9 protein-coding genes are annotated in these 11648 nt (G+C 70.3%); 2 read left to right on the plus strand and 7 right to left on the minus strand.

From position 1 onward, the window contains the following. Nucleotides 1-122: 122 nt before the first annotated feature. The 3 genes from BJY17_RS08025 to BJY17_RS08035 all read right to left on the minus strand — a co-directional run bounded on the left by BJY17_RS08025 (nucleotide 123) and on the right by BJY17_RS08035 (nucleotide 4124). Nucleotides 123-2003, minus strand: a complete 1881-nt coding sequence (locus tag BJY17_RS08025; protein WP_179550896.1) for a heavy metal translocating P-type ATPase — start codon at nucleotides 2001-2003, stop codon at nucleotides 123-125. Nucleotides 2004-2146: 143 nt separating this feature from the next. After that, nucleotides 2147-3364 (minus strand): NADP-dependent isocitrate dehydrogenase, encoded by a 1218-nt coding sequence (locus BJY17_RS08030; RefSeq protein WP_074260180.1) that lies wholly within the window; start codon nucleotides 3362-3364, stop codon nucleotides 2147-2149. A gap of 136 nt (nucleotides 3365-3500) precedes the next feature. Then, nucleotides 3501-4124 (minus strand): hypothetical protein, encoded by a 624-nt coding sequence (locus tag BJY17_RS08035; RefSeq protein WP_179550897.1) that lies wholly within the window; start codon nucleotides 4122-4124, stop codon nucleotides 3501-3503. Between the two features lie 128 nt (nucleotides 4125-4252). On the opposite strand from BJY17_RS08035, the gene BJY17_RS08040 reads away from it, so the two are divergent. Both BJY17_RS08040 and BJY17_RS08045 read left to right on the plus strand, forming a co-directional pair. Next, the gene (locus BJY17_RS08040) at nucleotides 4253-4705 is read left to right on the plus strand and encodes a GNAT family N-acetyltransferase (RefSeq protein ID WP_179550898.1); all 453 of its coding nucleotides are present in this window, start codon (nucleotides 4253-4255) and stop codon (nucleotides 4703-4705) included. A 28-nt stretch (nucleotides 4706-4733) separates the two neighbouring features. Continuing rightward, nucleotides 4734-5051 (plus strand): MGMT family protein, encoded by a 318-nt coding sequence (locus BJY17_RS08045; protein ID WP_179550899.1) that lies wholly within the window; start codon nucleotides 4734-4736, stop codon nucleotides 5049-5051. Between the two features lie 44 nt (nucleotides 5052-5095). Here BJY17_RS08045 and BJY17_RS08050 read toward each other — a convergent pair whose 3' ends face one another. The 4 genes from BJY17_RS08050 to BJY17_RS08065 form a co-directional block, all read right to left on the minus strand. Further along, complete coding sequence (locus BJY17_RS08050) at nucleotides 5096-6880, minus strand: sensor histidine kinase (protein WP_179550900.1); 1785 nt, start codon at nucleotides 6878-6880, stop codon at nucleotides 5096-5098. Further along, complete coding sequence (locus tag BJY17_RS08055; RefSeq protein WP_179550901.1) at nucleotides 6880-7545, minus strand: response regulator transcription factor; 666 nt, start codon at nucleotides 7543-7545, stop codon at nucleotides 6880-6882. Before BJY17_RS08055 ends, BJY17_RS08050 begins: the two co-directional genes overlap by 1 nt. Nucleotides 7546-7692: 147 nt before the next feature. Beyond that, entirely contained in the window at nucleotides 7693-9498 is a 1806-nt protein-coding gene (locus tag BJY17_RS08060) for an ABC transporter ATP-binding protein (RefSeq protein WP_179550902.1), read from the minus strand. Further along, nucleotides 9495-11279: an ABC transporter ATP-binding protein gene (locus BJY17_RS08065; RefSeq protein WP_179552779.1), complete on the minus strand. Its 1785-nt coding sequence runs from the start codon at nucleotides 11277-11279 to the stop codon at nucleotides 9495-9497. Before BJY17_RS08065 ends, BJY17_RS08060 begins: the two co-directional genes overlap by 4 nt. Between the last annotated feature and the right edge of the window lie 369 nt (nucleotides 11280-11648).

Here is an 11648-nt window from a genome sequence, read left to right on the forward strand (position 1 = left end):
CGGGGAGGTGAGGGGCGTCGGCTCCGTGATCGGGCCTCGCCGTGCATCCGTTGCAGTCACGTTTGTTAGTAAACCTTACGAACAAACCCTTCGCAAGTGTTCGCCGCGATTTCGTCGTGGCGTTACCGAGTTGTGACCAGGGAGCGGATGCGCCGGTCCGATGCCTCCGACTTCGCGTCGAGCCGGCCCCCGATCGCCCGGAGCGCCGCGAGGATCGTCACGAGGTCGACCACCTCCTGCAGGAGGGCGCCGATCGTCGCGGGGATCACGCCGAACGCGGCGATGAGCATCAGCCCGATGCTCACGATGATGCCGAGCCAGATGCTCTGCAACGCGATGCGCACCGTGTCGCGGCCGATCTCGACCGCCTTCGCCGTGCGCGAGATGTCGTCGACGAGGATCACCGCCGACGCCGACTCGCTCGCCGCCGTCGCGCCCTTCGCCCCCATCGCGATGCCGACGTCGGCCGCGGCGAGCACCGGCGCGTCGTTCACGCCGTCGCCGACCATGATGACCGGCCGCTCGGCGATCGCCGCGACCTCGGCGACCTTGTCGGCTGGCAGGCAGTCGGCACGCACCCTCGTGATGCCGAGCTCGGCGGCGATGTGGTCGGCGGTCGCCTTCGCGTCGCCGGTGAGCATCATCGATTGGTGCACGCCGAGCTCGTCCAGGCGCACGAGCGTGGCCTTCGCGTTGTCGCGCAGGCGGTCGCTCGAGAGGATCGCCCCCGCGAAGCGCCCGTCGACGGCGACGTAGACCGCGAGCTCGCCCGGTGCGATGCCGGTGCGTTCGGCGCCAGGCGCGTGCTCCTGCACGAACGCGAACTTGCCGACGACGACCTCGCGCTCGCCGAGCTTCGCCGTCACGCCGTTCGTCGCGGCCTCGCGCGCCCACTCGGCCTCGACGAGCGGCAGACCGCGATGCTTCGCCGCCTCGATCATCGACGTCGCGAGCACATGGGAGGAGTACTGCTCGGCCGAGGCGACCGCTGCGAGCAGCTCGTCTTCGCCGAAGCCCGGTTCCGGGCGGATCGCGACGAGCGTCGGCGCGCCGTACGTGAGCGTGCCGGTCTTGTCGAAGACGGCGGTCTTCGCCGCGGCGAGCTGCTCGAGCACGCCCCCGCCCTTCACGATCACGCCGTTCCTCGCGGAGCGGCTCATGCCGCCGATGAAGGCGACGGGCGCCGCGATGAGCAGCGGGCACGGCGTGGCGAGCACGAGCACCTCGGCGAAGCGCACGGGGTCGCCCGAGACCCACCACGCCACCCCGGCGAGCGCGAGCGAGAACACCGTGAACGGCACGGCGTAGCGATCGGCCAGCCGCACGACCGGGGCCTTCGACTCGGCGGCTTCGGTCACGAGGGCAACGATCTGCTGGTACTGGCTGTCAGCGGCGGATGCCGCGGCGACGACCTCGACCGCGGACTGACCGTTGATCGAGCCGCTCAGCACGAGGTCGCCCGTGTGCTTCTCGACGGGCACCGACTCCCCCGTGATCGAGGACTCGTCGAAGCTCGCCTCGTGCGAACGCAACGTCGCGTCGACCGGCACGATCTCGCTCGGCCGCACGAGCAGCACGTCGCCGATCTGCACGTCGGCCGCGAGCACGTCGACGATCGCGTCGCCCTCCATGCGATGCGCGTGCTGCGGCGAGCGCGTGAGGAGCGCGTCGAGCTCGCGCTTCGCGCGGCGGTTGGCATAGTCCTCGAGCGCGGCCCCGCCCGTGAGCATGAGCACGACGAGGAGCGCGGCGACGTACTCGCCGACGGCGACCGTCGCGACGATCGCGGTGACCGCGAGGATGTCGAGGCCCCAATGCCCGCGCAGGATGTCGCGAACCATGCCGACGGCCTGCCAGACCGCGACGCCGAGGGCGTAGACGCTGAAGATCCACGGCACGGCGGCGCCCGCCCCGGCGAGGGCGAGCACGATGCCGAGCAGACCGATGCCGAGCGTGAGGGTGACGACCCAGTACCTGCGGGCGAGCTTCAGAAGGCGTGCCATGCGTCCATCCTCCCCTCGTTCGCCCGCCCGGTCACTCCCCCGCCCCGGGTGAGCGCGATTCGGGCACGCTGCCGAGCGGGCGACGGAAACGGAACGGGGGCCGGATGCCATTGGCATCCGACCCCCGTCGCGAGGCGTCTCGACTACGCGGCGATGCGCGCCTTCAGGTTGTCAGCCAGCGTCGCGAGGAACTCCTCGGTCGTCTGGTAGCCCTGCTCGGGGCCGACGAGGAGCGCGAGGTCCTTCGTCATGGCGCCCGACTCGACGGTCGTGATGACGACGTCTTCGAGGGTCGCGGCGAACTCGATGAGCTCCTGGTTGCCGTCGAGCTTGCCGCGGTGCGCGAGGCCGCGCGTCCAGGCGAAGATCGAGGCGATCGGGTTCGTCGAGGTCGGCTTGCCGGCCTGGTGCTGGCGGTAGTGGCGCGTCACGGTGCCGTGCGCCGCCTCGGCCTCGACGACCTTGCCGTCGGGAGTGGCGAGCACCGAGGTCATGAGGCCGAGCGAGCCGAAGCCCTGCGCGACGGTGTCGGACTGCACGTCGCCGTCGTAGTTCTTGCACGCCCAGACGTAGCCGCCCTCCCACTTCATGGCCGAGGCGACCATGTCGTCGATGAGACGGTGCTCGTAGGTGAGGCCGGCGGCGTCGAACTGCTCCTTGAACTCGGTGTCGAAGATCTCCTGGAAGATGTCCTTGAAGCGGCCGTCGTACGCCTTGAGGATCGTGTTCTTCGTCGAGAGGTACACCGGGTAGTTGCGCGAGAGGCCGTAGTTCAGCGAAGCGCGGGCGAAGTCGCGGATCGAGGCGTCGAGGTTGTACTGCACCTGCGCGATGCCGTCGCCCGGGGACTGGTAGACCTCGAACTGCTGCGGCTCGCCGCCGTCCTTCGGGGTGAACGAGACCGAGAGGGTGCCCTCGCCCTTGAAGAGGAAGTCGGTGGCGCGGTACTGGTCGCCGAAGGCGTGACGGCCGATGATGATCGGCTTGTTCCAGCCCGGCACGAGGCGCGGGATGTTCGAGATGATGATCGGCTCGCGGAAGATGACGCCGCCCAGGATGTTGCGGATCGTGCCGTTCGGCGACTTCCACATCTTCTTCAGGCCGAACTCCTCGACGCGCGCCTCGTCGGGCGTGATCGTCGCGCACTTGACGCCGACGCCGTGCTTCTGGATGGCGTGCGCCGCGTCGATCGTGATCTGGTCGTCGGTCTCGTCGCGCTTCTGGATCGAGAGGTCGTAGTACTCGAGGTTCACGTCGAGGTACGGGTGGATGAGCGTGTCTTTGATGGCCTGCCAGATGATGCGCGTCATCTCGTCGCCGTCGAGTTCGACGACGGTGCCTTCAACCTTGATCTTGGACAAGAGGGTCTCTCCTTGGATCTACTGGGGGAAACGGGGAAGTGTGCGGGCGGTCGGACACGCCGTCTGCCAGCTTACCGCGTCGCCCGAATATCTCGACATCGAGAGATTCCCGGGCACTTCCGGCGTGCGCGACCGCTCAGATCCCGGCCTTGGCGCGGATGTCCGCGAGCAGTTCGTCGATCATGGCGCGCTGGAGCTGCACCGTCGAGTAGGTGCCCACGACGAGCAGGTCGTCCCCATCGGTGATCAGGCTGTAGGTGAGGTGGTCGGGCGTCGTCCCGCCCGTGTCGGCGAGCAGCACGACGACGCCCGAATCGGGGTCGCTGAGGTCGGCGAGGCTCACCGGTCCGTCGCACTCGGCGCCGTCCTCGGCGATCTGCTCGACGAGCGCCTGCCAGTCCTCATCGGAGTCCTGCACGATCGAGACCGAGAGCTGGGCGGCCATCCACTCGAGGTCGAACATCCGCGAGGCGTCGGGCTCGACCGACACGCCGCCAGAGAAGTCGCCGCCGCACACGCCGCGCGAGTCGTCCGCCGCCTGGGCGTCGTCCGCATCGTCGGTCGGTTCGGACTCGACGTCCGGCTGCGCGACCCAGCCGTCCGGCAGGTCCTCGGCGGTCGGCAGCCGGTCAGCGGCCGAGACGTCGGGCGCCGCGGCGGTCGGCTCGGCGGTCGGCGCCGACTCGGCGCTCGATGCGCATCCGCTCAGCAGGATCGCCGAGGCGATCACCAGACCCGACCACATGAACCCTCGACGCATGACTTCCCGCTTCCTCCGATGACCGACAACCCGCGAGAGACTATCAGCGGCGCGGCGCGGGGGCCGGCAGCGCGTCTTTGTTGCCTCTCGGCTACCGACGCGGCGGCCCCACGGGTTAGCCTTGGCGCATGGCTGAGCTGAGACTGGAAGATCTGTCGGCGTCGAACATCGTGGCGGCGAACTCGTTGTCGCTCAAGCCCGGCCAGGAGCAGTTCATCGCCCCGGTCACGTACTCGGCCGAGTCGTCCGTCGTGAATCCCGCCACCGCGTGGCAGCGCGTCGCGCTCCTCGAGGATCGCGTCGTCGGCTTCATCCACGGCAACTTCGACCCCGAGAACGAGCACGAGGAGTTCCGGGCCTGCATCTGGCGCATCAACGTCGACGCCGAGGTGCAGGGCAAGGGCGTCGGCCGTTTCCTCGCGACGGCGCTCGCCGAAGAGGCCAAGCACCGCGGCTTCAACCGCATCACCGTGCTGTGGGAGCCGGGCGAAGAGGGCCCCGAGGCGTTCTTCCACCGCATCGGCTTCACCGACATCGGCGAGACCGCGTACGGCGACGTCATCGGCGCGCTCGAACTCTGACCCGCACCCGAGCGATCAGGCGCAGCGGATGCCGCAGCAGCACGCCGAGGGGTTCGTCGAGGCCGTGCTCGTGGTCGTCGCCGACATCCCCGCGGGGCAGGTCGCGACCTACGGCGATGTCGCGGCACTGCTCGGCTCGCGCGGCGCGCGCGCCGTCGGACAGGTGATGGCGCGCTCCGGCGGCGACGTGCCGTGGTGGCGGGTCGTGCGCGCGGGCGGTCGCCCGCCCGCCGGGCATGCCGAACGGGCCCGCCGGCACTACGTCGCCGAGGGCACGCCGCTGCGCCCCACGTCCGACGACGACGGCTACCGCATCGACCTCGCGGCGTGCCGCTGGCGCGCCTGACCGGGATCCGTCGGCGCTGCGCGACCGATCACCGCATCACCTCGTCAGGCGGTGGCGAACCGGCCGAGCGGGATCCGGATGGTGATCGTCGTGCCCGCCCCCGGCGGGCTCTCGAGGCGGAAACGTCCACCGACGGCATCGACGCGGTCGGCGATGCCCAGCATGCCGCTGCCGTCAGGTGAGGCTCCGCCAACCCCGTTGTCGCGCACCACGAGCTCGAGTTCGCCGTCGATGAGGGCGGCGCGCACCCAGCCCCGGGTCGCCTGCGCGTGCTTCGCGACGTTCGCGAGCGCCTCGGAGACCACGAAGTACGCCGTCGACTCGACCACCTCGGGCAGGCGCCCCTCGGGCTGCACGTCGATCTCGACCGGCACGGGGCAGCGGCCCGCGAGCTCGGGCACGGCGAGCGCGAGCCCGCCCGACGACAGCAGCGAGGGGTGGATGCCGTGGGCGAGCTCGCGAAGCTCCTTGAGTGCCTGGTTCAGCATCATGATCGTGCCGTCGAGTTCGACCCCGAGCGGCTCGACCCCGCGGTCGCGGGCCTGGTTCGCCGCGAGGCGCAGGCGCATGCCGAGGGAGACGAGGTGCTGCTGCGCCCCGTCGTGCAGGTCGCGCTCGATGCGGCGCCTCGCCTCGTCGCCGGCTTCGAGGATCCGGCTCCGCGACTGGCGCACCTGTTCGAGGGTGCGCTCGATCTCGGACCGCAGCCGACCGTTGTCGACCGAGAGCCGCAGTGCGCTCGAGACGCCGTCGAGCAGGCGCATGTTGTCGGTGAGCACCCGGTCGTGGCGGATGACGGCGATGGGCATGCCGGTCGGCGAGGAGACGGGCAGCAGGCCGTGGTCGCTGCGCCGGGCGGCGGAGCTTTCGTCGAGCGGCTCCCCCGAGGCATCCGCATACCTGGCTCGCTCCTCGTCCCACCAGTAGACGCGGACGGAGGCGTCGCGCAGGGTGCGGGCGAGGGACTCCGCCCAGAGCCCCCGGTCGGCGCCCTCTCGCGTGATGCGCATGAGGTCGGCGACGCGGGCGCGCATGTTGCGCGCATGCGAGATGCCGGCGACGAAGCTGACGGGGATCGAGGCGATCGCCACGAGCGAGACCGTGTCGAGCACGAGATCGGCGCTGCCCGAGGCGTACGCCGCGGCCTGGGTCGCGAGGGTGATCACCCAGGCGATCAGGGCGATCGGCATGAGGAACGCGACGGTGCGGGCCGGCACGCTGCCGCGCACCCACCGCACGAGCAGTCGCACGGCGATGACGATCGCGAGCAGCACGCCGATGGCGCGGTAGCCGACGTCGAAGATCGCGAACACGCCGGGTGCGTCGGCGACGAGGTAGGGATTGGCGGTGCAGTCGCAGACCTCGGGCGATGGCTGGCCGAGCAGCAGCACGCCGATCAGGTAGGCGACCGAGGTGACGAGCGCGATGCTCGCGATCCAGCGGTCGACGCCGTCGATCAGGCGGCCGCGGGGGTAGAGCAGCACGAGGATGCCGGTGAGCACCGCCCACCAGAGGTGCACGCCGTAGACGAAGGGCCAGAGCCAGGCGACGTGCTCGATGACGCGGAGGAAGGAGAGCGGGATCCACACGAGCGGGAAGGCGACCATGAGGCGGGCCGGCAGGCGCGAGGGGCCGATGGCCCACGCCACGCCGGCGCATGCGGCGAACACGAGCGGCACGATCGCGTGCAGCGTCGTCCACGACACCTCGCGCCGCAGCGCATCGGGAGTCGCGATGAACCCTGTGATCTCCATCGTGAGGCTCGCGGCGACGACGAGCGCGATGACGATCGAGCGCCTGATGATCCGGCCCTTGCGGCCGGGTGCCATCACCTCGCGCCGAGGAGCGTCAGTACCGCGAGCACCCTGCGGTGGTGCTCGGGCGACTCCTCGAGGTCGAGTTTCTGCAGGATGGAGCGCACGTGCGTCTCGACGGTCTTCAGTCCGAGGAAGAGCGTCTGCGCGATGCCGCCGTTGGAGTAGCCCTGGGCCATGAGCTCGAGCACCGACCGCTCGCGCTCGGTGAGGCGCGAGAGCGGGTCGTCGGCGCGCGTGCGCTGCACGAGCTGCTCGACGACCTCGGGGTCGACGACCGAGCCGCCGGAGGCGACCGTCTCGACGGCGCGCACGAGGGTCTGGGGCTCGGAGACGCGCTCCTTCAGGAGGTACCCGGTGCCGCTGCCCGCGCCCATCACCCGTAGCGCGTACTCGGGCGTCGCGTACATCGACAGCAGCAGCACGCCGATCGTCGAGCCTTGTGCGCGCATCTCCTCGAGCGCGAGGATGCCCTCGTCGCGGTAGCTCGGCGGCATCCTGATGTCGAGCACCGCCGCGTCGAGCCCGCCGCGTGCGGCGACCTCGAGCAGCTCGACGCCCGTGCCGACCGAGGCGACGACCTCGAGGCCTCCGTCGACGAGCACCTTCGCGATGCCCTCGCGCAGGAGGAGCGCATCGTCGGCGATCGCGACGCGAAGGGGACGTTCGGGCGTCTCCATGTCTCCTCCAAACCCAAGGCAGGCTCAACCTTGGCGGTGTGCCCGCCTGTCGCGAGCGTATCGCGCGCGGGGCACCCGCCGCGCGCCCAATTCAGGGGGTGCCCCGAGGCGGGCACCCCCGCACGCCGTCAGACTGGATGATTCGGCTCAGACCAGCGAGTCGCGCCAGGCCGCGTGCATCGCCGCGAAATGGCCCGTACCGGCGATGAGATCGGCCGGCGACCCGTCTTCGACGATGCGCCCGTGCTCCATCACGAGCACCCGGTCGGCGATCGCGACCGTCGACAGCCGGTGCGCGATGATCACCGCGGTGCGGTCGGCGAGGAGCTTGGTCAGCCCCTCCTGCACGAGCCGCTCGCTCGGGATGTCGAGCGAGGAGGTCGCCTCGTCGAGGATGAGCACGGCGGGGTTCGCGAGGAACGCCCGCGCGAACGAGATGAGCTGCCGCTGGCCGGCGCTGACCCGCCCGCCGCGCTTGTTCACGTCGGTGTCGTAGCCGTTCGGCAGACCCTCGATGAACTCGTGCGCACCGACCGCCATCGCCGCGCGCACGATCTCGTCGAACGACGCGTCGGGCTTGCCGAGCGCGATGTTGTCGGCCACCGATCCCGAGAAGAGGTACGCCTCCTGCGTGACCATGACGATCGCGCGCCGGAGGTCCTTCGGGTGCAGGTCGGTGAGCGAGACGCCGTCGAGGGTGACCGCCCCGTCGCTCGGGTCGTAGAAGCGCGCGATGAGTTTCGCGAGCGTCGACTTGCCCGCTCCCGTCGACCCGACGAGGGCGATGGTCTGCCCCGCCGGCACGTCGAGATCGAAGCGCGGCAGGATGACGCGGTCCTTCGTGTAGGCGAACTCGACGCTGTCGAAGCGCACGCGACCCTCCGCGTTCCAGAGGTCGACCGGCCTCACCGGATCGGGCACGCTCGGCTCCTCCTCGAGCACGCCCGAGATCTTCTCGAGGGCCGACGAGGCCGACTGGTACCCGTTGTAGAACATCGCCATGTCCTCCATCGGGTCGAAGAAACGCTTCGTGTAGAGCACGACCGAGAGCAGCACGCCGACGCCCATCGCACCGTCGACGACCCGGAATCCGCCGAGCACGAGGGTGGCCGCCACCGCGGTGTTGCCGATGAGGGCGAGCCCCGGGTTGTAGACGGCGAAGAGGCCGAGCACCTTGGCGTTCACGTCGCGGTAGTCCTCGACGAGCTCGCCGAACTCCGTCTCGTTGCGACGCTGCTTGCGGAAGGCCTGCACGGCGCGGATGCCGGTCATGGTCTCGACGAACTGCACGATGAGCTTGGCCGACGCCACGCGCGACCGCCGGAACAGTTGCTGCGAGCGCACCTGGAACCACCGGGTGAGGATGCCGAGCGGGATCAGCGCGACGAGCAGCACGAGTGCCGACGGGGCGTCGACGATGACGAGCATGACGCCGGTGAACACCATGTACATGAGGCCGCGCACGAGCAGCGTCAGCCCCTCGTCCATGAGCTCGCGGATCGCGTCGAGGTCGCTCGTCTGCCGCGAGATGATGCGCCCCGAGGTGTAGGACTCGTGGAACTCGAGCGAGAGCTTCTGCGTGTGCAGGAACACCCGCGTGCGGAGGTCGATCAGCACCGCCTGGCTGATGCGCGCCGACTGACGGATGTACACCGAGATGAGGAACGCGCCCGCGAGCCCGGTCAGCAGGTAGGCGATGCCCGCGAACGCGACCGGGAACCAGTTCTGCTCCATGAGCGCCGGGATGCCCTGGTCGATGCCGTACCCGATGAGTGCCGGGCCGGCGACCTGGGCGGCCGACGAGATGATGATGGCGACCGCCGTCCACCAGAGCCGCGCCTTCTGCGGAGCGAGCAGCGACCCGAGCAGGCGCCGCGAACGAGCGCGGATCTGCGCGGATTCGGCCTTCGAGTAGTCCTGGCGTTCTTCGCCCTGCACACCGGTGACGCTCATGATGCGGCCTCCTCTCGGATCGTGGTGTCGACGTCGACGGCATCGACACCGGTGCTTCTGCGCTCGTCGTCTTCGAGGCTCGTGATGACGAAGCGGTAGTGCTCGCTCTCGCGGAGGAGCTCGGAGTGCGTGCCGACCGCCGTCACCCGCCCCTGCTCGAGCAGGGCGACCCGGTCGGCCAGCATGACCGTCGAGGGCCGGTGCGCCACGATGAGCGCGGTGGTCGAGGCGAGCACCGAACGGAGCTCGGCCTCGACCCGCGCCTCGGTCGCGACGTCGAGCGCCGAGAGCGGGTCGTCGAGCACGAGCACCGCGGGCTTGGCCGCGACCGCGCGCGCGAGCGCGAGCCGCTGCCGCTGGCCGCCCGAGAGGCTCATGCCCTCCTCGCCGACCTTCGTGTCGAGCCCGTCGGGCAACTCGTAGGCGAAGCCCGCCTGGGCGATGCGCAGCGCCTCGTCCAGCACGCGATCGGCCTCGGCCCGCACCGACGGCTCGTCGCCCGCCAGTTCCGGCCGTCCGAGCAGCACGTTGTCCCTGACCGAGGCGCTGAAGAGCGTGGCGTCCTCGAACGCCATGGCGATGTGGGTGCGCAGCTCGTCGCGGCTGAAGGCGCGCACGTCGACGCCGTCGAGGGTCACCGAGCCGGCGGTGACGTCGTAGAGCCGTGTGGTGAGCGCGGTCATCGTCGTCTTGCCGCAGCCCGTGAGGCCGACGAGCGCCATCGTCTCCCCGGGCAGCAGCACGAGGTCGACGCCGTCGAGCAGGTCGCCGAATCGCTCCGGCGAGTCCTGGTAGCGGAAGTGCACGTCGCTGAACGCGAGCTCGCCTCGCGGCCGCTCGAGCGTACGCGGCTCGGCGGGGTCGACGATCGTGTTCTCGCTGTCGAGGATGTCGAAGAACCGGTCGGTCGCGGTGCGCGCGTCGAGCGCGAACGCCAGCATGAAGCCGATCGACTCGATCGGCCAGGCGAGCACCGTCGCCGTCGCGAAGAACGCGACGAGCTCGCCGACGCTGAGCTGGCCCTGCGACGCCAGCCAGACGCCCACCACGAGGCAGATCGACAGGGCGATCGCGGGCACGACCATGATCCACACCCAGATGTTCGCGTCGAGGCGCGCCTTCTCGATCTCGGTGCTGCGCAGCGACTCGGCCTGCGCGCGGAAGGTCGAGAGGGCGTGCTTGCCCCGGCCGAACGCCTTCAGCACGCGGATGCCGTGCACCGACTCCTCGACCGCGGTCGCGAGGTCGCCCGCCTGGTCCTGGCTGAGCCGCGACATCTCGGAGTACCGCCCCTCGAAGCGCCAGCCCGCCCACCACAACGGCAGCGAGCAGACGAGGAAGATGAGCCCGAGGAACCAGTTCATCGACATCAGGATGCCGACGCCGACCACGATGATGACGACGTTGGCCCCGGTCAGCACGAGGCCGAACGACAGCCACCGACGGATCAGGCCGAGGTCGCTGACCGCTCGGGAGAGCAGCTGGCCGCTCGGCCAGCGATCGTGGAAGCTCACCGGAAGGTCCTGCAGCTTCGCGTACAGGGCGTTGCGCATGCGCGCCTCGACCTTGGTGCCGGGGCCGACCACGAGCCAGCGCCGGATCGCGAAGAGGATCGCCTCGACGGCTCCGAGCACGAAGACGAGCAGCGCGAGCGGCAGGACCGCGTCGGCCTCCTGGTTCGCGAGCGGACCGTCGACGATCTGCTGCAGCACCTGCGGGATCGTCAGCGCGATGAGCTGGGCGACGAGGGCCGCGGCCATGCTGCCGGCGAACGCCGGCATGGCGGGACCGGCGTACTCGCGCAGTCGCCAGAGCGCGCGGACGGTGCTGAGTCGAGGGGGCTGCGACGCGGGTTCGGGCGCGTCGGGTGCGGTCGGCGTTTGCAGGGATACGGACACAGCCGGGTTCCAATCGGGATGGGAGCACCGAGCGCCCGCAGAAGGGCCGGTCGGCGAAAGGAAGGAGGGAGGAAGCCGCGGATCGCGAGAACGCGTGAAACCGCGGAGCAGGCGGAGCCTGCGCGATGTGTTCGGTGGCGAACTACGGGCGGTCTACCCGGCGAGCCCGAAGAGGTACGCCGGGCGGGCAGAGCCGGAAGCCGCAATCGTGCGGGCGTCGGTTTCTGTCTGCATGGTGTCCTCCTGCGTCAT

This window comes from Agromyces hippuratus (genome assembly GCF_013410355.1).
Lineage (GTDB): Bacteria > Actinomycetota > Actinomycetes > Actinomycetales > Microbacteriaceae > Agromyces > Agromyces hippuratus.

Bases quoted from the DNA above. Each gene is read 5' to 3' on its own strand.
- BJY17_RS08025 (WP_179550896.1), bottom strand. From the start codon at position 2,003: ATGGCACGCCTTCTGAAGCTCGCCCGCAGGTACTGGGTCGTCACCCTC.
- BJY17_RS08035 (WP_179550897.1), bottom strand. From the start codon at position 4,124: ATGCGTCGAGGGTTCATGTGGTCGGGTCTGGTGATCGCCTCGGCGATC.
- BJY17_RS08040 (WP_179550898.1), top strand. From the start codon at position 4,253: ATGGCTGAGCTGAGACTGGAAGATCTGTCGGCGTCGAACATCGTGGCG.
- BJY17_RS08045 (WP_179550899.1), top strand. From the start codon at position 4,734: ATGCCGCAGCAGCACGCCGAGGGGTTCGTCGAGGCCGTGCTCGTGGTC.
- BJY17_RS08050 (WP_179550900.1), bottom strand. From the start codon at position 6,880: ATGGCACCCGGCCGCAAGGGCCGGATCATCAGGCGCTCGATCGTCATC.
- BJY17_RS08055 (WP_179550901.1), bottom strand. From the start codon at position 7,545: ATGGAGACGCCCGAACGTCCCCTTCGCGTCGCGATCGCCGACGATGCG.
- BJY17_RS08060 (WP_179550902.1), bottom strand. From the start codon at position 9,498: ATGAGCGTCACCGGTGTGCAGGGCGAAGAACGCCAGGACTACTCGAAG.
- BJY17_RS08065 (WP_179552779.1), bottom strand. From the start codon at position 11,279: ATGCCGGCGTTCGCCGGCAGCATGGCCGCGGCCCTCGTCGCCCAGCTC.